Origin of the sequence: Gaiella sp. (genome assembly GCF_039915195.1) — a bacterium.
Taxonomy (GTDB): Bacteria; Actinomycetota; Thermoleophilia; order Gaiellales; family Gaiellaceae; genus Gaiella.
The window spans coordinates 1-21,685 of the sequence record NZ_JBDSNT010000091.1; the positions used below are offsets into that span (position 1 = coordinate 1).

Annotated in this window: 26 protein-coding genes; 11 read left to right on the forward strand and 15 right to left on the reverse strand. The window is 67.0% G+C overall.

Annotated elements, in window-relative coordinates; genetic code table 11:
* The first annotated feature begins 413 nt into the window (after positions 1-413).
* The 3 genes from miaB to dapF are packed head-to-tail and all read left to right on the forward strand — an operon-like array spanning position 414 to position 3,348.
* Positions 414-1,736, forward strand: a complete 1,323-nt coding sequence (gene miaB, locus ABIR74_RS08900) for a tRNA (N6-isopentenyl adenosine(37)-C2)-methylthiotransferase MiaB (RefSeq protein ID WP_348177185.1) — start codon at positions 414-416, stop codon at positions 1,734-1,736.
* Positions 1,737-1,748: 12 nt separating this feature from the next.
* The gene (locus tag ABIR74_RS08905) at positions 1,749-2,627 is read left to right on the forward strand and encodes a tRNA (adenosine(37)-N6)-dimethylallyltransferase MiaA (protein WP_348177187.1); all 879 of its coding nucleotides are present in this window, start codon (positions 1,749-1,751) and stop codon (positions 2,625-2,627) included.
* Positions 2,593-3,348 carry a diaminopimelate epimerase gene (gene dapF / locus ABIR74_RS08910; RefSeq protein WP_348177189.1) on the forward strand — a complete coding sequence of 252 codons (756 nt, stop codon included), beginning with the start codon at positions 2,593-2,595 and terminating at the stop codon, positions 3,346-3,348. Before ABIR74_RS08905 ends, dapF begins: the two co-directional genes overlap by 35 nt.
* Before the next feature lie 96 nt (positions 3,349-3,444).
* On the opposite strand, the gene ABIR74_RS08915 is transcribed toward dapF, so the two are convergent.
* The 3 genes from ABIR74_RS08915 to dapE are packed head-to-tail and all read right to left on the reverse strand — an operon-like array spanning position 3,445 to position 6,509.
* Entirely contained in the window at positions 3,445-4,242 is a 798-nt protein-coding gene (locus ABIR74_RS08915; RefSeq protein ID WP_348177191.1) for a 2,3,4,5-tetrahydropyridine-2,6-dicarboxylate N-succinyltransferase, read from the reverse strand.
* Between the two features lie 47 nt (positions 4,243-4,289).
* Positions 4,290-5,438, reverse strand: coding sequence for an aminotransferase class I/II-fold pyridoxal phosphate-dependent enzyme (locus ABIR74_RS08920; protein ID WP_348177193.1), 1,149 nt, complete (start codon positions 5,436-5,438; stop codon positions 4,290-4,292).
* A gap of 3 nt (positions 5,439-5,441) precedes the next feature.
* The gene (gene dapE / locus ABIR74_RS08925) at positions 5,442-6,509 is read right to left on the reverse strand and encodes a succinyl-diaminopimelate desuccinylase (RefSeq protein WP_348177195.1); all 1,068 of its coding nucleotides are present in this window, start codon (positions 6,507-6,509) and stop codon (positions 5,442-5,444) included.
* Here dapE and hflX point away from each other — a divergent pair.
* Genes hflX through ABIR74_RS08945 form a run of 4 tightly spaced genes read left to right on the forward strand, consistent with a single transcriptional unit; the run spans position 6,508 to position 9,480 of the window.
* Positions 6,508-7,842 carry a GTPase HflX gene (gene hflX, locus ABIR74_RS08930; RefSeq protein WP_348177197.1) on the forward strand — a complete coding sequence of 445 codons (1,335 nt, stop codon included), beginning with the start codon at positions 6,508-6,510 and terminating at the stop codon, positions 7,840-7,842. The two genes, dapE and hflX, sit on opposite strands and share 2 nt — an antisense overlap.
* A complete protein-coding gene (gene dut, locus ABIR74_RS08935; RefSeq protein WP_348177199.1) occupies positions 7,839-8,276 on the forward strand; it encodes a dUTP diphosphatase in 438 nt (145 codons plus the stop codon). Before hflX ends, dut begins: the two co-directional genes overlap by 4 nt.
* Positions 8,273-8,737: an NUDIX domain-containing protein gene (locus ABIR74_RS08940; RefSeq protein WP_348177201.1), complete on the forward strand. Its 465-nt coding sequence runs from the start codon at positions 8,273-8,275 to the stop codon at positions 8,735-8,737. The genes dut and ABIR74_RS08940 overlap by 4 nt, the downstream gene beginning before the upstream one ends.
* Positions 8,725-9,480, forward strand: a complete 756-nt coding sequence (locus ABIR74_RS08945; protein ID WP_348177203.1) for a tyrosine-protein phosphatase — start codon at positions 8,725-8,727, stop codon at positions 9,478-9,480. Before ABIR74_RS08940 ends, ABIR74_RS08945 begins: the two co-directional genes overlap by 13 nt.
* A 3-nt stretch (positions 9,481-9,483) precedes the next feature.
* Here ABIR74_RS08945 and ABIR74_RS08950 read toward each other — a convergent pair whose 3' ends face one another.
* Both ABIR74_RS08950 and ABIR74_RS08955 read right to left on the reverse strand, forming a co-directional pair.
* Positions 9,484-10,224 carry a glutamine amidotransferase gene (locus ABIR74_RS08950; RefSeq protein ID WP_348177205.1) on the reverse strand — a complete coding sequence of 247 codons (741 nt, stop codon included), beginning with the start codon at positions 10,222-10,224 and terminating at the stop codon, positions 9,484-9,486.
* Positions 10,221-11,591, reverse strand: coding sequence for a MurT ligase domain-containing protein (locus ABIR74_RS08955; protein ID WP_348177207.1), 1,371 nt, complete (start codon positions 11,589-11,591; stop codon positions 10,221-10,223). The genes ABIR74_RS08950 and ABIR74_RS08955 overlap by 4 nt, the downstream gene beginning before the upstream one ends.
* 85 nt (positions 11,592-11,676) lie before the next feature.
* Here ABIR74_RS08955 and ABIR74_RS08960 point away from each other — a divergent pair, with 85 nt between their 5' ends.
* Positions 11,677-12,363, forward strand: coding sequence for a hypothetical protein (locus ABIR74_RS08960; protein WP_348177209.1), 687 nt, complete (start codon positions 11,677-11,679; stop codon positions 12,361-12,363).
* 22 nt (positions 12,364-12,385) lie between these two features.
* Here the strand turns inward: ABIR74_RS08960 and ABIR74_RS08965 are convergent, their stop codons facing one another.
* A complete protein-coding gene (locus ABIR74_RS08965) occupies positions 12,386-13,174 on the reverse strand; it encodes a hypothetical protein (protein WP_348177211.1) in 789 nt (262 codons plus the stop codon).
* A gap of 145 nt (positions 13,175-13,319) precedes the next feature.
* On the opposite strand from ABIR74_RS08965, the gene ABIR74_RS08970 reads away from it, so the two are divergent.
* Positions 13,320-14,213 carry a sigma-70 family RNA polymerase sigma factor gene (locus ABIR74_RS08970; RefSeq protein WP_348177213.1) on the forward strand — a complete coding sequence of 298 codons (894 nt, stop codon included), beginning with the start codon at positions 13,320-13,322 and terminating at the stop codon, positions 14,211-14,213.
* Between the two features lie 33 nt (positions 14,214-14,246).
* On the opposite strand, the gene ABIR74_RS08975 is transcribed toward ABIR74_RS08970, so the two are convergent.
* From ABIR74_RS08975 to uppP, 3 genes are all read right to left on the reverse strand, one after another.
* Positions 14,247-15,296 (reverse strand): sigma-70 family RNA polymerase sigma factor, encoded by a 1,050-nt coding sequence (locus ABIR74_RS08975; RefSeq protein ID WP_348177215.1) that lies wholly within the window; start codon positions 15,294-15,296, stop codon positions 14,247-14,249.
* Positions 15,297-15,467: 171 nt separating this feature from the next.
* Entirely contained in the window at positions 15,468-16,307 is an 840-nt protein-coding gene (locus tag ABIR74_RS08980; protein ID WP_348177217.1) for an alpha/beta hydrolase, read from the reverse strand.
* The gene (gene uppP, locus ABIR74_RS08985; RefSeq protein WP_348177219.1) at positions 16,307-17,245 is read right to left on the reverse strand and encodes an undecaprenyl-diphosphatase UppP; all 939 of its coding nucleotides are present in this window, start codon (positions 17,243-17,245) and stop codon (positions 16,307-16,309) included. Before uppP ends, ABIR74_RS08980 begins: the two co-directional genes overlap by 1 nt.
* Before the next feature lie 285 nt (positions 17,246-17,530).
* On the opposite strand from uppP, the gene ABIR74_RS08990 reads away from it, so the two are divergent.
* Positions 17,531-17,707, forward strand: coding sequence for a hypothetical protein (locus ABIR74_RS08990; protein WP_348177221.1), 177 nt, complete (start codon positions 17,531-17,533; stop codon positions 17,705-17,707).
* Between the two features lie 11 nt (positions 17,708-17,718).
* Here ABIR74_RS08990 and ABIR74_RS08995 read toward each other — a convergent pair whose 3' ends face one another.
* The 6 genes from ABIR74_RS08995 to pgsA all read right to left on the reverse strand — a co-directional run bounded on the left by ABIR74_RS08995 (position 17,719) and on the right by pgsA (position 20,842).
* Positions 17,719-17,913, reverse strand: coding sequence for a hypothetical protein (locus tag ABIR74_RS08995; RefSeq protein ID WP_348177223.1), 195 nt, complete (start codon positions 17,911-17,913; stop codon positions 17,719-17,721).
* A 96-nt stretch (positions 17,914-18,009) separates the two neighbouring features.
* On the reverse strand, positions 18,010-18,534 hold the full coding sequence (locus tag ABIR74_RS09000; RefSeq protein ID WP_348177225.1) for an adenine phosphoribosyltransferase: 525 nt from the start codon (positions 18,532-18,534) through the stop codon (positions 18,010-18,012).
* Entirely contained in the window at positions 18,531-19,226 is a 696-nt protein-coding gene (locus tag ABIR74_RS09005) for a MerR family transcriptional regulator (RefSeq protein ID WP_348177227.1), read from the reverse strand. The genes ABIR74_RS09000 and ABIR74_RS09005 overlap by 4 nt, the downstream gene beginning before the upstream one ends.
* Complete coding sequence (locus ABIR74_RS09010; RefSeq protein WP_348177229.1) at positions 19,223-19,672, reverse strand: FHA domain-containing protein; 450 nt, start codon at positions 19,670-19,672, stop codon at positions 19,223-19,225. Before ABIR74_RS09010 ends, ABIR74_RS09005 begins: the two co-directional genes overlap by 4 nt.
* Positions 19,669-20,133, reverse strand: a complete 465-nt coding sequence (locus ABIR74_RS09015) for a hypothetical protein (RefSeq protein WP_348177231.1) — start codon at positions 20,131-20,133, stop codon at positions 19,669-19,671. The genes ABIR74_RS09010 and ABIR74_RS09015 overlap by 4 nt, the downstream gene beginning before the upstream one ends.
* Positions 20,134-20,293: 160 nt before the next feature.
* Entirely contained in the window at positions 20,294-20,842 is a 549-nt protein-coding gene (gene pgsA, locus ABIR74_RS09020; RefSeq protein WP_348177233.1) for a CDP-diacylglycerol--glycerol-3-phosphate 3-phosphatidyltransferase, read from the reverse strand.
* A 65-nt stretch (positions 20,843-20,907) separates the two neighbouring features.
* Here pgsA and ABIR74_RS09025 point away from each other — a divergent pair.
* On the forward strand, positions 20,908-21,685 hold a 778-nt coding region (locus tag ABIR74_RS09025; protein WP_348177235.1), incomplete at its 3' end, for an amidohydrolase family protein.

Below are 21,685 nucleotides of genomic sequence, written 5' to 3' on the forward strand. Positions count from 1 at the left end.
ACTTCGTGCGAGCACGCAAGTCCGGCGAGAACCTGCTCGGTGGAATCTCCACCCGCCGGCTCGTCTCCTTCCCGGTCAACCTCAACCGCTAGACCCAGCACCGATCGAGCGCGAGGGGAGCAGCCGACCTACCGGCTGCTCCCCTTGGCGCCCACTTCCTTCGGTTCGGCCCGTGGATCCCGACGCTCGGTGCCTGGGCACGCATTCTCGTGCCGGCTTGTCTGGTCAGCTCGGGATCACCCTCGCCACGTCAATGGCCACTGGCCCGGTCGGCGAACGCGCGAGGAGATGGCTGAGGTCCGTGGAGGGCGGTGAGGGAATCGCTGCTCGGGCCTGGCTGGGTACGACCTAGCGCATCACGCCTCCGTCCGTGCGGCCGCGGTGAATCGGTAGCCCTGGCCTACACTTCACCGGTGCGCCGCTATCACCTGACCACGTTCGGCTGCCAGATGAACAGCCACGACTCGGAGCGCATCAAGGGCATGCTCGAGTCACTCGGCCTCGGGGAAGCGACCTCGAAAGAGGAAGCCGACATCGTCGTGTTCAACACGTGCACGATCCGTGAGAAGCCGGACACGAAGCTCTCTGCCTATCTCGGCGACGCCGGTGCCCGGAAGCGCGAAAACCCCGATCTCGTGATCGCGGTCGGTGGTTGCTTCGCAGAGGCGCAGCAGGAGCGGATCTTCGACCTTTACCCGCAGGTGGATGTGGCCTTCGGGCCAGGCTCGATCCCTCATCTCGGCGACTGGGTCGGAGCCGGGGGCGAGGGTGTCGAGCGAGGGCGTTTCGGCACGCACGAGCACTTCGCCGGGCATCTGCCACAGCACCGAGAACGCGCGGCCCTCGCCTGGGTGCAGGTCTCGATGGGTTGCAACTCGACGTGCTCCTACTGCATTGTCCCCGCCGTGCGGGGACGCGAACAGAGCCGCCGCCCGGGGGACATCATCGCCGAGGTCACGCGCCTCGCCCACGACGGCGTCCGTGAGATCACCCTCCTTGGACAGAACGTCAACTCCTGGGGTCGGGACCTGGCACCCGACATCCGTACCGAGTTCGGCGAGCTTCTGCGCGCCTGCGATGCGGTGGACGGAATCGAGCGCATCCGTTTCACAAGCCCTCATCCGAAGGACTTCCGGGAGCCCGTTGTCGCCGCGATGGCCGAGTGCGACGCGGTCTGCGAGCACATCCACCTCCCGCTTCAGTCCGGCTCGACGAGGCTACTCAAGGCGATGCGCCGCACGTACTCGCGCGAGCGCTATCTGACGCTCGCCGGTCGGTTGCGCGAGGCGATTCCCGACCTCGCCCTCGGGACGGACATCATCGTCGGCTTCCCCGGTGAGACGGAAGCCGACTTCCGGGAGACCCTCGAGGTCGTCGAGGAGGTGCGCTACGACAGCGCCTTCACGTTCATCTACTCGCCCCGTCGCGGAACGGACGCCGCCGCGATGGCCGATCAGGTGCCCGAGCCGGTGAAGCACGAGCGGCTCGAACGCCTCGTCGAGGTCGTGCAGCGGATCGCGGCAGAACGGAACGCAGAACGCGTAGGGCGGGTGGAACAGGTGCTCGTCGAAGGGCCGAGCCGGACGGATGGGTCGCTCCTGCGAGGCCGGACCCGTCGCAACACGACGGTCGTGTTCACGGGGTCGGGAGAGGCCGGCGATCTCGTCGACGTCGCGATCGAGGGCTCGACCTCGATGACACTCCGGGGCCGGATCGCCTCGGCTGTGCCTGCCTGAGCAAGCGCGCCCATGGTTACCGTCATCGCAGTGTTCGGCCCGACCGCCTCGGGCAAGACTGCGGTGGCAGAAGCGCTTGCAGATCGGCTCGGCATCGATGTCGTTTCGTGTGATGCGCTGCAGGTGTACCGCGGGTTACCCATCCTGACCAATCAGCCGAGCCGGCCGACGGCGCTCGTCGCGATCCACGATCTCTCGGAGGAGATGTCCGTTGGCGCGTATGCGGCACTCGCACACGAGGCGATTGACGAGCGAGTCACGAGGGCGGGCACGGCCGTTATCGGCGGGGGAACGGGCCTCTACCTCCGGGCCGCGCTCGCCGATCTCGCCGTGCCGCCGCCGCCTGCCGACGGTGTGCGACAACGGATCATCGCCGAGGTCGAGGCTGACCCGCCGGCGGCGTACGAGCGCCTCGTGACGCTCGATAGCCGCTCTGCCGCAGCCGTTCACGTCAACGACACACGACGGCTCGTCCGAGCACTCGAACTCGCAGAGATCGGGCAGTCGCTCGTTCCCCAGAATGACCTTCTCTGGGCGGCGTGGACGCGCCATCCGACGCTGACCGTGGGAATCGAGGTTCCGGAAGACGAGCTGAGACGGAGAATCGTCGCGCGCACCGACGCCATGTTCGCGCAAGGGGTCGTCGAGGAGGTTCGCGCAGCGCTCGCCGCGGGTGTCTCGAAGACTGCGGCGAAGGCGCTCGGCCTCGCAGAGATCGCGAGCCTTCCCGAGGCCGAGGCGCGCGAGCGCATCGTCATCAGGACCCGCCGGTACGCCGCCTATCAGCGGAAGTGGATGCGCCGGATCCCGGGCCTCGTTAGCGTTGATGGCACTCGAAGCTCGGAGGAGGTGGCGGATGGAGTTCTCCAAATGGCACGCACTCGGCAATAGCTACCTCGTCGTGGAGCAGCCCGACGCAGGGCCGCTCTCGTCGGCGCGCGTCCAGCGGCTCTGCTCGGTCGAGACCGGGATCGGCTCCGACGGTGTGCTCGAGATGACGGGGCGCGACGGCCCCCATGCGATCGTGACGATCTGGAACCCTGACGGGTCGACAGCGGAGATGTCCGGTAACGGCGTTCGGATCGCCGCCCGCTGGGTTGCGGCGGAGACTGAAGCGACCGAGGTAACGATCGAAACGGCCGGTCGACGGATCAGCGCGCGCATGCTCGACGGCCTCGCGGCGGCTACGGATGTGGGGGAGTTCACCGTCGGTGAGCCCGAGATCGTCGACGGGATCGAGCTGACAACCGCCTCGGTCGGAAACCCCCACGCAGTGATCCGACTCGACAACCCGACACGAGACGACCTCCTCCGGCTCGGCCCGCTCATCGAGAACCACGCGCGCTTCCCCAACCGCACGAACGTCCAGCTCGTCCGAGTGGACGGACGTCACGATCTCACGGTGCTCGTCTGGGAACGCGGAGCGGGGGAGACGAGGGCGTCCGGCTCGTCGTCGGTTGCTGTGGCTGCTGTTGCCGTCGAGCGCAAGTGGTGCGACAGCCCGGTCACGGTTCACCTCCCCGGCGGCGACCTGCAGGTGCGGATCGCAGACGGGCTCGCTTCGCTGACGGGGCCGGCCGAGCGGATTGCATGGGGTTCGACGAGCCTGTGACGCACGCCACCGAGCCAGGCCTCAGCCTCGCGCCGAACGGCCCGGACGAGCGCACGCGTTCCCCGCGTCGGGCTGAAGCCCAACGCAAGGCTAGAGCTAGACGGCGATCTCGAACTCGCGCAGGACATCGTTGAGCGACGTCTTCAAATCCGTCGACGCGTTCCGCTCACCGACGATCAGCGCGCACTGCAACCCGTAGGTACCGGCGGCGAACTCCTTCTGACGCACACCCGGGAGGACGACTTTCCGGGGCGGAACCTCGCCGCGATACTCGACCGGCTCCGGGCCTGTGACGTCGATGATCGGAATCGTCGCAGAGAGCACGACGTTCGGCGCGATCACCGCGCCCGCGCCGATGCGCACACCTTCAACGATGACTGCGCGCGAGCCGATGAAGGCGCCGTCCTCGATGATCACCGGCGCTGCTTGGGGTGGCTCGAGGACACCACCAATCCCAACGCCGCCTGCGAGATGAACGTCGGCTCCTACCTGCGCGCACGACCCCACCGTCGCCCACGTGTCAACCATCGTGCGCGGGCCGACCCAGGCGCCGATGTTCACGTATCCGGGCATCAGCACGCAGCCCTCTGAGAGAAACGAGCCGTACCGCGCGACGCCCGGGGGGACGACGCGCACACCGCGATCTGCGTAGTCCGACTTGACGGGGATCTTGTCGAGGAAATGGAGCCCGCCGACGTTCATCGGCTCGACCTTGCGGATCCGGAAGTAGAGCAGGATCGCGATCTTGACCCACTCGTTCACGACCCAGCCGTTCGCGGCGGGCTCGGCGACGCGAATCGCACCGGCGTCGAGGAGGGCGATCGCCTCCTCGATTACCGCTCCGTCGAGCTCGCCTGACTCCCACATCTGCAGGATCTGTTGCCGAAGCTCCATGGAAGGTGATTGTCGCGGATCCGGCGGATCCGCGGGAGGAGAAGGTGTCAGAGCACGTCTTCCAGGATCGCGATCGCCCTTCTGCATTCGTCGAGCGTGGGCACGAGCGCGAAGCGGATGTACCCCTCTCCGGAGTCGCCGAGGAAGGCGCCAGGTGCGACGATCACACCGTGCGCGAGCAGGTGCGTCGCGAGGGCCTCCGATGTCACACCCCTCGACGTCGCTGTCCACAGGTACATCGTCGCCGGTCCTCCCGCGTTGCGCACGCCGACGCGATCGAACAGCTCGAGGAAGAGTCTTCGCTTCTCTGCGTACGCGGCGCGCGCCCGCCCGACGTGCTCCTCGTCGCCCCAGGCGACGACGGATGCGCGTTGGACGAACTCCTGCGGTGCCGTGCCCACATTCGGTCGAAACTGCTTCAGCGCGGCTATGAGCGCCGGATCCCCGGCCACGAAACCCGATCGGTAGCCCGTCATCGACGAGCGCTTCGACAGCGTGTTGAAGACGACGAGGTTCGTCCAGTCATCGAGCTGGAGCGCTGACACGGGCGGCTCGGCGAACCAGAGCTCCGTATACGCCTCATCAGAGGCGAGCACGAAGTCGTGCTCCCGCGCCAGTGCGCCGAGTCGCTCGTAGAAGGCGAGTGGAGCCGTGGCACCCGTCGGGTTGTTCGGGTAGTTGACCCAGAAGAGCGCCGTTCGGCGCCAGGTCTCCGGCGAAACGGCGTCGAGATCGGGGAGGAACCCGTTCTCCTCGAGCAGGGGGAGCTCCTCGACAAGTGCGCCGGCGAACTGCGCACCGCGAACGCCGACCGGATAGCCGGGCTCGGTGAGAACGACGGTGTCGCGGCCGCCCGCAATGTCGAGGACGACCTGGGCGAAGGAGAAGATCGCCTCCTTCGACCCGAGAGTCGGGATCACGTGCGTGTCGGGATCGAGCGCCACGCCGAAGCGCCGGTCGACCCAGCCCGCGACGGCCTCACGGAGTTCGGGCAGCCCCACGGCAGCCGGGTAGCCCATCCGCTCGCGCACGCCTGCCCGCAACGCCTCGATGATGCGGGGATCCGTCGGCTCGCGCGGGTCGCCCATTCCGAAGTCGATCACCTCGAGGCCCTCGGCACGCCGCGCCGTCGCAGCCTCGTTCAGTCGTACGAACGGGTATGTCGCCTGGCCAGTGAGGATGGGCGAGATCGGCACGCGCTACTCCGTGAGGAATCGGGCAAGAGTCTCGTATGCGGCCACGAGCGCGTCTATCTCGACGAGCTCGTCGCGGCGGTGGGCATACCGCGTGGCACCGGGACCGAAGTTGATCGCGTCGATGCCGCGGGTGGTGAAGTCGGCCACGTTCGTCCACGCCTGCTTCGGCTCGAAGGTGAGGTGGCCCGCATCGCGGAGCGCGAGCACGAGTGGCGTATCGGTGACCACGGTCGCGGGAGGTGAGTCCGAGGTGATTTCGAGCTGCGCACCGTCGGGGTTGAGCGAACGTAGATACTCCGCTGCGCTCTCGGGCGTCCGGTCGGGTGCGTAGCGGAAGTTGAGCGTTGCGACGGCGCTGTCGGGGATCACGTTCGATGCGATTCCGCCTTCGATCTGTGTGATCGAGGCCACCTCGTAGAACGGAAGTCCGCCGACGATCGCCTCCCGTCGTTCCAGCGCCGCGATCGGTGCGAGCCCCGAGACGGCCTTCTCGATCGCGTTCTCGGCCGTCCAGGGACGCGCCGAATGGCCGCTGACGCCCGAGAAGGTGATTCGGGCGTTCATGTTGCCGAGGCAGCCGGCCTGGAGTGTCAGGTTCGTGGGCTCGAGAAGGATCGCGAGGTCGGCCTGTGCGGCGAGCGTCGAATGCTCGAAGAGGTGCGGAAGCGGGCTGAACTGCGGCGGTAGCTCCTCTTTGCCGAAGAGCAAGAGCGCGACGTCGAAAGGCCCCGGGTCGACGAAGGCAAGATCGCGGACGATCTCGAGCGCAACGGCGACGCCGCCCTTCATGTCCGTTGCCCCACAGCCGTGCACGGCGCCGTTCGCGATGCGACCGGGGAGGTTGTCCTGGGCCGGCACCGTGTCGTAGTGGCCGACGAGAAGAACGAGGGGAGCACCCGGCCGGCGGGGTCGCGCGAAGACGAAGGCGTCCTCGGCTGCATACTCGGCCTCGAAGACCGACGGGACGAGCGAGAGGAGGTGTGCGCGCACGGCCTCCTCGTGCAGGCTCTCCGACGGAATGTCGACGAGCTCGAGCGTCCGCTCGGCGAGTCGCTGCGCCAGCGCTGTCATGGAGCGAGCGTACCGGCATACTCTCTCCATCACGCGCCGATCCGACACCCCGGAAGGGCTCGAGCCCGAGAAGGGGCTCCTGCTTGCCGTGCTTCCTCGAGGAGCGGACGCCGAGGATGAGCTCGGCGAGCTTCGTGAGCTGACGCGCACCGCGCTCGTCGTCCCGGTCGGGGAGCTCGTGCAGCAACGCAGCCGGCCCGATCAGAAGACGTACGTCGGGAAGGGCAAGCTCGAGGAGCTGAAGGCGCTGTACGCCGAGTGTGAGGCCGATGTCCTGATCGTCGACGACGAGCTCGACCCCACGCAGCAGAAAGCGCTCGAGGACGCCCTCTCGACCCGCGTCGTCGATCGCACGCAGCTGATTCTCGCGATCTTCGCCCAGCACGCGATCAGCGCCGAGGGGAAGCTCCAGGTCGAGTTGGCCCAGCTCGAGTACAACCTTCCGCGCATGCGCGGGATGTGGAAGCATCTCGAGCGCCTCGGCGGCGGCGTCGGCACGCGCGGGCCTGGTGAGTCTCAGCTCGAGAGCGACCGGCGGATGGCCCGTCACCGGGTCACGGTTCTCCGCGCCCGGCTCAAGGCTCTCCGGGCGCAGCGGGGTGTGCGCCGAAAGGAGCGTAAGCGGGCAGAGGTGCCGACCGTGGCCCTCGCCGGCTACACGAACGTGGGCAAGTCGACGCTGTTGAACGCTCTCACTGGGGCCGACGTCTCGGTCGAGAACCGCCTGTTCGAGACGCTCGATCCGACGACGCGCGGATTCGACTACGACGGTAAGCGATATCTCGTGACCGACACCGTCGGCTTCATCCGTCGCCTGCCAACCCAGCTCGTGCAGGGATTCGCCTCGACGCTCGAGGAGACGCTCGTCGCCGACCTGATCCTCCACGTCGTCGACTCGTCGTTGCCCGAGGACCGGATGCGCGAGCAGATCGCTGCTGTCGATGCGGTGCTCACCGAGATCGGTGGCGAGGATCTGCCGATCACGCTGGTCATGAACAAGATCGACCGGCTGGATCCGCTCGGCGAACGGCGGATCGCGAATCGATTTCCGGATGCGATCTGTGTCTCCGCAGCCACCGGCGAAGGGCTCGACGTGCTGCGCGAGCACGTCGCGACGCTCTTCGCCGATCGCTACGAGGACGTACGCCTGCTCGTGCCCTACAACGAGGGCACCGCTCTCTCCGCCCTCTATGCCCTCGGGGCTCCGATCGACGAGCGTCGCGACACCGACGAGGGAGTTCTGATCAGGGCCAAGCTCTCCCATCGGGACAGTCGACGCTTCGCCCGCTATCTCATCGCCGGTGACGACCTGGGATCCGCTGCGATCACATGAGCGAGTTGCGCATTACGAGACTGCGAGTCGAAGCGGTTCTCCCGGCACGCGCTCATCCAGGCGATGCCGGCCTCGACCTCACGGCGTGTGAGGGGACGACGATCGGACCGGGGGAGCGCGCGCTCGTCTCGACCGGCCTCGCCGTCGAGATTCCGCCCGATCACGCAGGCATCGTCGCGCCCCGGTCGGGACTAGCGCTCCGGCACGGAATCTCCATCGTCAACACCCCGGGCGTCATCGATGCGGGCTACCGCGGCGAAGTGCAGGTCATCCTCGTCAACACCGATCGCAGCGAGTCGTTCACCGTCGAGCCGGGGATGCGCATCGCCCAGCTCCTGGTCATGCCCGTGACGCCCGTCGACGTGGTAGAGGTCGAACGTCTCACCGAGACATCGCGTGGTAGCGACGGCTTCGGATCTTCGGGAGTTCGGTGAGGCCCGAGCCCCGGATCCGAGTCTCCGCGATCCTTCGCTGGAACGGGCGTATTCTCCTTTGCCGACACGAGAAGCGGGGGAGAGACAACTGGTTGCTGCCGGGCGGTGGGGTACGGAGCGGCGAGACGCTCACCGATGCCCTCGAGCGTGAGCTGAGCGAGGAGACCGGTCTGATCCAGGGCGGCGTCGAGATCCCGGTGGAAGGCCCGGTCGTGATCGTCGATTCGATCTCGCCCGAGCGAAGCCTCTGGTCGAAGCACGTCGTGCATGTCGTCTTCGCCGGTGAGCTGAGCGGGTCGCTCGCAGACGTCGTCTCACAGGACGAAGCCGTGCGTGGTCACCGCCTCTTCGAGCTGGACGAACTCGACGGACTGTCCCTCCATCCACCGATCGGGCGCTTCCTACGACGGTTCCAGCCCGGCGACCCGTGCGTCTATCTCGGTTCCCTGTGGGCCCCGTAGCGCGCTCGCTCGCCTGGGACGGGTGTTTCAACGTTCGCGACCTGGGAGGGCTGGAAACGACCTCAGGACACCGCACACGGCACGGAGCGGTGGTCCGCGCAGACAACGTACGCCGTCTCACGGAAGCCGGGTGGCAAGCGGCGCTCGCCCACGGGATCCGGCGCGTCGTCGATCTCCGCTTCGCCGACGAGTCCCCCGGTGAAGCGGACGCTCACGCGGGCGTCGAGGTCGTCTCTGTTTCGCTCTTCGGCCAGCATGATCCCGAGGAGGCGCTGGCGTTCGAGAAGCGCCTCTTCGCGGCCGACGACGTCGGATCAGCGTTCGCTGCCGAGTACATCAGGACGCTCGAACGCGCGCCGCAGACGGTGGCGGCAGCGATCGCCGCGGTTGCGGATGCGGACGACGATCACGGGGTTCTCATCCACTGCTTCGCCGGGAAGGATCGAACCGGGATCGTGACAGCGCTCCTTCTCGACGCGGTCGACGTCCTCGACGAGGCGATCGTGGCCGACTATGCGGCGAGTCACGCCAACCTCGGTGGCGTCTTCGATCCCTGGGTGGCACGGGCTCGGGACGATGAGGAGCGCGAGACGCGACTCCGGTCGGCTCTCTCGCCGGCCGAGACCGTGGAGGCAGTGCTGGCCTGGCTCGGCGACGCCGGCGGCTCGAGAGCCTATCTTGCGGACGCCGGCCTCACGTCGGATCAGCTCGGACGGCTCGAGCGGCGACTCGTTACTCCCTGAGATCTAGCGGCCACCCCGCGAGCGAGCGCGCCCGGCGGAAACCGCATGAGCGAGACGCTCGAGCTCGTCGGGCAATGGCTCGAGCTCGTCCGTACCTCCCGCATGCACGAGCGCTCGGCCGAGCAGCCAATCCGCCAGAACGGGGTTGCGCGGAAGCAGCGGACCGTGGAGATACGTGCCGATCGCAGCGCCGACGCGACAGCCCTCGTACCCCGAAGTTCCATCGTTGCCGTGCCCCGCGACGATCTTCCCGAGCGGCACAGCGTCGAGATCGAGCAACGTCCGGCCGGCGTGGTTCTCGAATCCGACCACAGTCGTCGTGAGCCCGTCGAGGTCGACGTCGAGAAGCACGTCGCCGATGAGGCGCTTGTCTCCGGCGACGGTCTCGTGCGCGAAGAGCCCGGCCCCCGGCATCGCCGACCCGTTGCGGCCGCGGTACCCGCGGCCGAGCAGCTGGTAGCCGCCGCACACGGCGAGCAGCGCCGTCCCGCCCGCGACCGCCGTTCGGATTGCGTCGCCCCGGGCGGCAAGATCGGGCGCGATGAGGGCCTGCTCACGATCCTGCCCTCCGCCCACGTAGACGAGATCGAACGCAGACGGCTCGAGCGTGTCGCCGGGCTCGACGCCCACGATCTCGAGCGAATGCCCACGCAGGGCGGCCCGCCGTTCGAAGACCGCGATGTTGCCGCGGTCGGCGTAGATATTGAGGTAGTCCGGATAGAGATGCGCGACGCGGATCCTCACGAGGCCTCCTCCCAGAACGGCCTTACGAGGCCGCGAGAGACGGCGATTGCGCGCAGTTCGAGCATCGCCGTGTAGGTCGGCAGAACGCCGAGCTCACCGCCCGCCCGAGTGAGCTCGAGACCGCGGTCGAGTGCCTCGCGGAGGTCGGGAATCACCTCGAGCTGCGTGAGGGGAAAGCCTGCGTAGGTGAACCGCAACGCGAGTTCCGCTGCGCGCTCACCACTGACGACGATCTGCTCGGCCGCGAGGAGGAGCGGCTCGAAGTCGACGTCCCAGATCCAGGACACGTCGCGCCCGTCCGCGATCCGATCGTTGAGCGCGATCAGGAGCGTCTTCGGCACGCCGCCTTCCTCGAGAGTCCGAACGGCCTCGTTGGCTCCTGCGGGGTTCTTGATCAGCAGCATCAGGATCCCTTGGTCTCCCGCGCTGATGCGCTCGAAGCGGCCGAATGCTGCCGTGAAGGTGCCGAGGCCGCTCACGATCTCGTCGAGCGACGCATCGAGGGCGAGCGCCGTCGTTGTCGCCGCGAGCGCGTTGTAGACGTTGTAGAGGCCGGGGAGCGGGAGCCGCACGCGTGCTGTTCCGGCCGGTGTGACGAGATCGAACTCGGAGGCTTCGAGCGCCTGCAGCTCGATAGCCGAGGCCGCGACGTCGAGTGCCGGACGTGCATGTCCGCAGGCGGGACAGCGATAGTCGCCGAGGTGCCCGACATAGGCAGCCGCATAGCTGTAGGGGCCGCCGCACCGCACGCAGTACTTCGAGTCGGCAGCGTGCTGCAGGCTCGAGCGGGCGAGGCGAGGATCGTCGAGGCCGTACCGCAGCGCCCGGGAACGACCGTCTGCGAGATCCGCGACGAGCGGATCATCCGCGTTGACGACGAGCATCGAGGCGGGGGAGAGACCGCTCACGGCGTCTCGCCATCGTTCGGCGATGTGCTCCAACTCGCCGTAGCGATCGAGCTGATCACGGAAGAGGTTCCCGAGTGAGACGACGCGCGGTTGCACGCGGCGCATCACCTCGGGGAGGGCGAACTCGTCGACCTCGAGGAGGCCCAGATCGGCCGAGGGAGCGGAGAGGAGGGTGGAAGCGATTCCTGATGCCAGATTCGCGCCAGAGTTGTTCCACGCGAGCCGGTAGCGGTCGCCGAGGATTCCGGCGAGCATCGCGCTCGTCGTCGTCTTGCCGTTCGTCGCGGACACGAGCGCCACGCCCGACGGGAGCCGGGCAGCAAGGGCGTCGATCGCACCGGGATCGACCTTCCACAGCAGCTTTCCGGGCAGCGTGGTGCCCCCGCCGCGACCGGCGACGCGCGAGACGCGGCCGACGAACCGAGCCGCCGAGGTTTCCACGGTGAGGCGCACTCCCATTGCCTCCGAGCCTACCCGGAGGCCGAGAGCGACAGACGTTCTGGCCCACTTGCAAATATCGCAGAATGATCTAGAGTGATTGCATATGTCCAGGCCCCGTCGCCAACATCCGGCCCTTGCCGGTATCGACGAGGCGGCTCTCGCGGAGTTTCGCGCAGGCATCAGGCGGCGCTACAGCGATGAGCAGATCCTCGAGCAGTTGCGTGCGAGCGCCGAGCGGCTCGGACGCTCTCCGACGATGCGAGAGTTCGCGGCCGATCCTGGCGCAGGGATCCATCCCCAGACGGTGATCGAGCACTTCGGGACGTGGAACGCGGCGAAGCGAGCTGCGGGTCTGACGCCACGTCGGTTCATCAGTCGCGAGGAGCTGCTCGATCAGCTTCGGGAGCTCGGACAGGAGCTCGGGCGCACTCCCACCGCGCGCGACCTGGACGCAAACCGAAAGCGCATGGCGTCGAAGTCGCTGATCTGGCACACGTTCGGCTCGCTTACGAAGGCGCTGCGGGAGGCGGGATTCGATGTCCCCGTCGGGGACGAGAGGCTCGAGCGCGCGGTCGAGAACGGCGCCGTGCTCGCGCGGGAGCTCCGCCGTCTGCCGAAGATGGCGGACTGGAAGGATGCGCGGAAGCGCAGGCCCGAGCTCCAGTCGGAGTGGCAGGTCTACCGACTCGTCGACATGGACGCCGGCCCGTGGGCGGCGTTCCAGTTCCTCGTCCGCGAGCGTCTTCTGGCCGAGGGCGTCACCGTCCACCCTGACGGCTCGCTGGCATAGCGTCGCGCGTGACGCGGCGAGTCTACGCGGCGAGCGTTGCGAGCTTCGCGAGGCACGAGACACCCTCGTGCGGCGTCGCGACCGGCTGAACCGTCGTACGGTTGCGGTACGAGGGATCAGGCCGAAAGCGCTTCTCGGCGATGATCGAACCGCCGGCGATATGGAACAACGTTCCCTCGGGAACCTCACGCTTGCGCAGCGTCAGACGCAGGGTTCCCTCGACGACCTCGAGCGCTGACTTCGTCGAGGCGAAGAACAACTCTCGTCTGGCTCTGCCGATCCAGAGGGGGCGGGCGACGCCGCGCGCGAGGTAGAGCCCTCGTGGAGTGCGTTCGTCCAACCACGCCGACGCCATTGTTCCTTGCAATTCCTCGAGGGCGGAGCGATCGGCACCACGACGTTCGACGAGGGCGAAGATCGCCTCCGAGTCCACGGTCATACCCGGCTCGGCGTGCTCGAGCGCGTGGCGGGCGAAGATCTCCTCATCGTTTGCGATCACGCCGTTGTGGATACCGACGACCGAGCCGTGCCGGATCGGATGGTTGTTCGCGAGCAGCGTTGGATGGCCTTTGGTGTAGTCGCGCACGTGGACGAGTGCGTCGGTCGTATCAACGGGAAGCTCGATCTCGTCCAGTAACGCCGTTGCGCCGGTGCGCTGCTTGTGGATCGTCACCGCCGCCGTGAGACCACGATGCGCGTATCCGACGGCGTCGGCACCTCGCTCGGCGATCCCTGCAAGCAGTGCCTGCGCCGCGAGTGTCCGATTGACGCGCGAGTCGGCATCCACGCTGTATCCAGCGATTCCGCACATCAGTGGATTCGAGCCTCTGAATCGGACATGACGTACTGAACGTATCGGCCGCTGATGAGGTTTCTGTACGGAGTCCGGGTGGAGACTCCTTTGTCGAGGCGACAAATGCCTCAAGTGGGGGAGGCATGACGCCGATACGGGTGGCATGGAAGGCAACGTCGCGGAACCGCTGTTCGACCCCGTGCCCGAGGATGGGATGCTCGACGCGTCGGAAACCGCGACCCAGGACCCTCTGAAGCTCTACGTCCGGCAGATCGGCAACGGACGCCTGCTCACGCACGCCGAGGAGCGCGAACTGGCCCGGCGCAAGGATCTCGGTGACGAAGAGGCGAAGAGCCGGCTGATCGAATGCAACCTCCGTCTCGTCATGTCGATTACGCGGCACTACACCCGAACGGGTGTGCCGCTCCTCGATCTCATCCAGGAAGGCAACCTCGGCCTGATCCGCGCCGTCGAGAAGTTCGACTACACGCTCGGGTACAAACTGTCGACGTACGCGACGTGGTGGATCCGCCAGGCCGTTTCACGCGCGCTGGCCGAGCAGGGTCGCACGATTCGCCTGCCCGTCCACGTCGCTGATCAGGTACGGCGTGTGACGCGGGCGCGGCGCACTCTCGGCCAGAAGCTCAACCGTGATCCGACGATCGAGGAGATCGCCACAGAGGCGGAGTTCACGCCAGCCAAGGTGGAGAAGCTGCTCGAGCTCGTCCAGGATCACGTCTCGCTGGACACGCCAGTCGGAGACGGCGAGAGCGTGATGAGCGACCTGATCGAGGACGAGAACGCGCCGGCACCCGAGTCGGAGACGTCCGAGACCTTCCGCTCGTCCGAGCTCGCAGCTGCGATGCTCCGGCTCAATCCCCGCCAGCAGCAAGTACTGACGGAGCGATTCGGTCTCGACGGTGGTCGCCCGAAGACGCTCGAAGAGGTGGGGCAGGTCCTCGGGATCACGCGCGAACGCGTGCGGCAGCTCGAGACGCGCGCCCTGCGCGAGCTCCGCTCGGTCGCTCCGGCGCTCGAGCTCTACCTGCGCACGTAGCCTGACGACGGCCGGAGGCGGCCGTCGAACCGACTACATGACCGCTTGCATCTCCCGCTGGCCCGCTAGCCGACGGAGCGAGTCGAGCTCGATCTGACGCACGCGTTCGCGGGTGAGGCCCAGTCGCCGGCCGATCTCCTCGAGGGTCTTCGGATCGGTGCCACCCAGTCCGTAGCGGAGCGTGACGACCTCGCGCTCGCGCTCCGGCAGGCAGCACAGCGCAGCTCGCAGGGCCTGGCTCCGCAGCTCGAGCTCGACCGTCTCCTCGGGAAGCAGCTCGTCACCGGCGACGAAGTCACCGAGGACGGCATCTCCCGCGTCTCCGACCGGGGCGTCGAGGCTCGAGGAAGCTCGCGCTGCCGCCTTGACCTCGATCACCTGCTGCACCGTGAGGTTTGCTTCCTCGGCGATCTCCTCGATCGTCGGCTCGCGTCCGAGCACCGTCCAGAGCGTGCGGTCGGCGCGATTCATCTTCTGCAAACGCTCGACGATGTGCACGGGCATCCGGATCGTGCGCGCCTTGTCGGCGAGAGCACGGGCGACGGCTTGCCGGATCCACCAGGTCGCATACGTCGAGAACTTGAAGCCACGGCGCCAGTCGAACTTCTCCACGGCACGAATCAGGCCGAGCGTTCCCTCCTGGATCAGGTCGAGGAAGGGAAGGCCCTGGTTGCGGTAGTTCTTCGCGATCGAGATGACGAGACGCAGGTTCGACTGGATCATCGTCTGTTTCGCCACGAGATCGCCCCGCTCGACGCGCTTTGCAAGCGCGACCTCCTGAGCCGCCGTGAGCAGCGTATGCCGGCCGGCTTCGCGCAGGAAGAGCTGAAGCGCGTCGGTCGTCGACTCGGCAGCTGCTGGCGGCGAGACTGCGAGCTCCGGTGTTCGAGGACGGTCGACGATCTCGATGCCGCGCTTGTCGAGCTCGCGCAGGAGTGCGTCGTGCTCGAGCGGCGAGAGGTCGTTCGTCTCGACGATGTCGGCGAGTTGTCGCAGGTCGAGTGTCCCGGCAAGCTCGCTCAACTCGAGGAGCGCTTTCAACTCGTCCTGCGCCAGCAGGGTTTCGATGTCGGTTGTCGTCATATGGCGGCCGTCGTGTGCGTCCGACCAACTCTCCCACCTGGAACCCTTGTTTGTCCAGCCCCAAGGCACTCTTCTATCCCGTGCCGAGCCCGAGAGGTCAATGCACGATAAGCAGTGTTATGTCAAGCTAGAGCAAATCACAAGGTCGATCACCCTCCCCCGGGTGCCTAGTCAGTGGCGGGCGAGGAAGTCGAGCAGCGCTGCCGTAACCGCGTCCGGTTGCTCGTAGAGCATCATGTGAGCGCTCTCGGCGAAGACGATCTCCTCACACAGCGGCAGGATCGACACGAGCTCGTGCGCTGACGCAGCTGGCGTCGTTCGGTCATCTGCGCCGCTGAGGACGAGCGTTGGCACCTCGACGACTCGCAGTTGCTCACGGAGATCCCGCATCCCATACTCCCCGCCTGCCGCGAAGTGTCGGAGCACCTCTGGCCGGTAGACGACGCGATCGGCGGCGACGAGCTCGGCGACAAGCGGACCCGTCGGATCGGAGCAATGGAACGGCATCTGATCCGCGAGCAGCTGCCGGGCCGCCTCCGGGCTATCGACGCTTGCCTCGAGCGCCCAGGACTCGACGACCTGCTCGCGAAGCACCTCGGGCTCGAAGCTGGCGAGCCTCTCACGGACGTCCGTCAGCGCCCCGGGCTCTGCGATCGTGCCCATGAGGACGTACGCGGCCGCTGTCCCGTGTCGCACCATGTGACTCTGGGTCACGAACGAGCCGAACGACCAGCCCATCACGACGACGTCCTCGAGCGCGAGGCCGACGATCACGGCCTCCACGTCGTCCGCCATCTGCGGAACCGTCCAGCGCACGGTGTCCCCCGCATCCGAGCGTCCGTTCGCCCGGTGGTCGAGAGCAAGCACGCGGTAGCCGGCCGCCGCAACACGATCGAGGCCGGGGAACCACACCGACCCGTCGAGGCCCGGGCCTCCATGCAGGGCGACGAGCGGCCTCCCCTCCCCCTTCTCGTGCACGTACAGCTCGATATCACCGACCGACACACGCATCAGAACGCGGCATCCCGGACGCCCGTCGCGATCACGACGAGGATGAAGACCGTGAGCGCAAGGCGGTAGACGACGAAGACGGAGTAATCGTGACGACGGACGTAGCCGAGGAGCCAGCTGATCGCAAGGAGGCCGCTACCGGCTGACGCGATAGTGCCGACGACGAACGGCCCTACCCACCCCTCGGGCAACTCCCCCTTGATCACATCCGTGTAGCCCTTGAGGACTACGGCGCCGAGCACGATCGGCACGAGCAACAGGAACGACAGCCGTGCCGCGGCGTCGCGCGTCAACCCGAGCAGACGACCGGCGCTGATCGTGATGCCCGAGCGCGAGACGCCGGGAGCCAACGCGAGGCTCTGGGCAAGGCCGATCAGGAGCCCTTGCTTGAGTCCGATATCCCCCACGTCCTTGCGTTCGGGCCGTCGGTCAGCCCAGTAGAGCACGAGCGCGAAGACCCCCAGCAGGATCGCGATCTGCCAGGGCTCGCCGAGATGGGTCTCGATGACGCTCTGCCCGGCTGCTCCGATGATGGCAGCGGGAATGGTCGCGACAACGATCAGCCACGCGATCCGCTCGTTCTGCGTCTCGATCGACCGCCGACGGATGCTGCGTACCCACGCGACGAGGTACCCGATCAGATCGCTCCAGAAGTAGGCGACAACTGCGACCAGGGTGCCGAGGTGCAACGCGACGTCGAAGGTCTTGTTGAACTCCTCGTGCTCCTTGAGGTAGGTCCAGTCGCCGAGCCAGGGAACGAGGATGAGATGCCCGGACGAGGAGATCGGCAGCAGCTCGGTGAAGCCCTGCACGAACCCGAGAACGAGTGCCTGGCTGTCCGGGAAGGTGGAGGCATTCTCTCCCCAGCCGAGCAGCGTGAGTACGACGGCGATCGTGATCAGCGCCGCCGCGCTGCCGTAGACAACCGTGCGGCGCATCGCAGCATCGTAGACGACAGGCCAGCCATGTCCGTGCGGCGAGGAAATCGGCGGAAATTGCGACAATCCTCCTCCTACGCGCTTGACCTGTCCCGGCTCGAGCCTCTAGGTTCTCTCTTGCACCGAGCACGGAGCGCCAGTAGGTCGAAGCTCAGCACGGAGGCCGTACGCGGAAGCGGAAGGTCAACGGGTTGAGTGGACGAAAGCGCAACCGGCTCGGTGAATTTTTTTTGTCCTGAACGCGGTGATGGCGCGACGGTCTCGCGGCCCGGCTATCCTTCCGGCATGCACCTGCGCATGCCGAGCATCGACCGCGGCGTCCAGTCTTTCCTCTGGGCGCTTCTCTTCTTCGTGGTCATGTACTTCGGAATGGTTGCGCTCGACATCCAGAAGGGGACCGCGCTGCTCGTTTCACTCGTCAGCTCGTTCCTGATCTTCCTGTACGTTCGCACGCGCGGGTAGCGGCAGACGACCTAGCGGCGGCTGTGCGCCATGAGGCTCGACACGAGTCGATGTGCGAGCTCCGGGCCGACAGCCTGATCGAGGCGCTCGCGGGCGGGAACCCGGTTCTTTGCGCACCCGATCGAGAGGCAGTGGCGAAGGAGGAGTGCGGTGGCATCCGCTCTCCGTGCCTCTCGGGAGATCGTCACGTCCATGTCCTTCTCCATCGGCATTCCTCCTCACGCGCAATGATCCCTCCACCCAGGGAGGTCGTCGTAGGACACCAATACTGATATCGCGTCGGTCGGACGGACCAACGAGCGCTACGCGTAGTCGATCAGCGCGTGCACGTCAGTTCCGGCGATTCGATCGCGGCCGTGGAGGAACGAAAGCTCGATCAGGAAGAGAGCCCCGACGACCTGTCCACCGAGCTGGTTGACGAGATCGATCTTGGCGTGCGCGGTGCCCCCGGTCGCGAGCACGTCGTCGAGGACGATGACCCGTGCTCCCTTCTGGATGGCGTCGATATGAACCTGGAGGGCATCCGTCCCGTACTCGAGATCGTAGCTCGCCTCGACGGTTGTCCAGGGCAACTTGCCCGGCTTTCGGGCGGTCACGAACCCGCAGCCGAGCGCATACGCGAGCGCTCCCCCGAAGATGAACCCTCGCGCCTCGGCGCCCAGAATCACATCCGGCGCTCGTGGCCCTGCCCACGCTGCGAGCCGGTCGATCGACTCGCGGAACGCCGCTGGGTCGGCGAGCAGCGGCATGACGTCCTTGAAGAGGATGCCTTCGCTCGGGAAGTCGGGCACGTCCCGAATGAACGTTGTCAGATCGAGCTCGCTCATCGATCGGCCACTTCTTTGAGATCGCGCGTGAGGAGCAGCTGCGCGAGCTCCTGCGCGACGCCCGCGAGGTTCTCGAGATCCTCGAGTGCGGCCGACCGACGCTCGGCGTTCCGCGAGCGAAGCGCCGGCGCGACGATCTGCTCGAGCAGTGCCGACTGGCGCCCGGCCGCAGTGCGAAATGCGCGGAGATGTCGTGCGTCGATCCCGTGCCGGGCGATCCGGGCGCACGCGAGCGCGATGTCGGCCTCGCTCTCGCGGTAGAGCCGGTCGCCCGCTTCGATGCGTGGCGCGAGCAGGCTGAAGTCCTCGAGCTGACGTGCGAACTCCGCCGAGATGCCGGCCCGTTCGCACAACTCTGCCATGTCGATCTCCTCTTCGTGAGCGCGAAGGCCCGCAGCACGGCGCTTGGCGCGATCGGCGGTCGGTGCGCGCAGCTCTTCCTTGATCACGCGGAGTGGCAGAAACTCATCACGCTGAAGCCTCAGGATCATGATCAGGCGCTCGACATCGGCCTCCGAGAACAGCCGGTAGCCACCGCGCGTCCGACTCGGCTGTAGAAGCCCCTGATCTTCGAGGTAGCGGATCTTGGAGATCGAGATGTCGGGAAACTCGTCGCGCAGCCGTTCGCAGACTGCACCGATCGTGTGCAGCCGCTCGGCCGGGCTGGTCTCGGGTGTCGGTGTCGTCGTCATCGGCGGAGAAGGAACGTCATCCGGTATTTCCCGACCTGTACCTCGTCGTCGTCTTCGAGAACGGTGCTCTCGATCCGGTGCTTGTTGACGAACGTGCCGTTCAGGCTGCCGAGGTCACGAATCACGTAGGTGTCGCCCTCCCCGACGAGCTCGGCATGGCGCCGGGAGACGGTCACATCGTCGAGGAACACGTCGCACTCGGGGGAGCGACCGATGAGCGCATGGGCACCGATCGCTTCGAAGCTCTCGCCGGCCCGACCCCCGCCCGATCGTACGACGAGAGCGGGCCCTGTCGGGGTCTCGGCTGCCCCGTCGATCTCGTCCGGGCCGAGGCTGAGCGTCGTCTCGCCTGCACTCTCGCGCATCAGCAGTGCCCCGCAGCGGGAGCAGTACGACGCGGCCTCCGGACTCTGAAAGCCGCACTCCGGGCAGTAGATGTGACTCATTGGCCTCCGCCGAGGATGGACCCGAGATCGCCCGCGTCGACGTGCCCACCGGCTCTCGAGCGCTTCGTGCGCTCTGCGGAGACGATGTCGACCTGGGCGTGCAGCACACGCCGGCTCAGTGAGATGTCGTCCTCTTCGGTCTCGAGGCGCCGAATCTCGGCCCAGAGTGCCTCGTCGTCGGTGTTCGCAAGGTCCGGCAGCGGCTCGAGCTCTTCCTCCGCTGAGATCTCGCCGGTACCGGAGTAGAGCGGCCGCTCGAACGAGGTGGGCGAGTGTGGCTCGAAGCTGCCCTCCGCGACCTGCGCCTTCAACCGCGCGGTGCGCTCGGCCCGGAGGATGTCGATCCGCCCGTGGAGCAGTCGGCGCCGGCGTGAGATGGCGTCCTCGGCCCCTTCGAGTCGGGCAAGCAGCGCCGACAGCTCATCATCGGAGAGCGGAAGCAGGTCGGGGAGCGTTTCCACGGGCGCCTTTCCAGTCGGGAGTACGGGGTGCGAGAGACAGCGTAGCGAAGGGGTCGACCTCAACTTGAGGCTTGCCTTACAGGTGAGGATTTCGCCCTTCGGGGCCGTCTCCCTGCACGCTGCTCCGACACCACGCGTGACGGTGCCGACCGGTCGGTCGCTAACGCGGGAGCGTCTTGCGAGCCCTGAGGATGTACTGCCCCGCGGCGATCACTGCGAGGAAGAGGTTGATCCAGAAGCAGACGATCGGCCACACGGTTCCCTCGCTCGTAACGAGAACGAAGCCGATCGACGCGTAGAGCCCCCAGGTCGCGATCTTCCCGAGACGAGAGACCTCCAGCTCGTAGTCCCTGGGAGCGACGAACCTGTACCCCCCGACAAGGATGAGGTCGCGTACGAGGATGATCAACGCGATCCACGGCAGCCGATCGAGGGCTACGAGAAGGACAACCGCCGTGTCGATCATGAGCCGATCGGCAAGAGGGTCAGCGACCTTGCCGAACGGCGACTCGACGCGCCACCGTCGGGCCAGGTACCCATCGAGCTGGTCGGTGAATGCTGCCAGGCCGAAGACGATTCCGGCAGGCCAGCTGGGGCCAGCCCGGTCGTCGAGCAGGAGCCAGATGAACAGTGGTATCGCCGCGAAGCGCAGCAGCGTAAGTGCATTCGGGATCTGCCGAACGGGGGAGGACACGGTGCGTTGTTCCATGCTCCCGCAAGAGTAGAGGCTTGACGCGGACGCCCGGGCACCTGCTGGTGGTAGCGTCGGGTTCCGTGACCGCTAACCTCTCACTTCCCGGTTTCGTCAACAGCCACAGCCACTCATTTCAGCGGGCTCTCCGTGGAAGAGCCGCGGGAACCGACTTCTGGACGTGGCGAGAGGGGATGCTCGAGGAGGCCAATCGTGCGACGCCGGACTCGATCCGAGTCCACTACGCCGAGGTGTACCGCGAGATGCTGGCCGCCGGCTACACAGCAGTCGGCGAGTTTCACTACCTCGGCGCGCCCGAGGCGTTCGCCGCCGCCGAGGCGGCGACCGAGGCAGGCATCGCGATCGTCCTCCTCCATGTCGCCTACGAGCGCGGCGGCCTCGAGCGAATGCGTCAGGCGTCAGTCGCCGCGTATCTCACAGAGGTGGAGGCGCTGCGCGAGGCTGGGATCGCGGTCGGGGTTGCCCCCCACTCCGTTCGTGCCTGTTCGCGCCCGTGGCTCGAGGAGATCGGCGCCTACGCAGAACGTGAGGGACTCCCGCTCCACATTCATGCGGATGAGCAGCCGCGAGAGATTCAGGAGTGCCTGGACGAGCACGACTGCCGCCCGATCGAACTTCTTGCCGACACTGGCTGCTTGACGCCACTGACGACGATCATTCACGCAACCCATGCGAACGACCAGGAGCTCGATCACCTCGCCGCCACGGGGGCACGTATCTGTGCCTGCCCGACGACCGAGGCGGATCTCGGAGACGGGTTTCTCAGCGTCTCGGCGGTTCGCGAGCGGTCGATCCCCCTGTGTATCGGCTCGGACTCGAACATGCGCATTGACCCGCTCG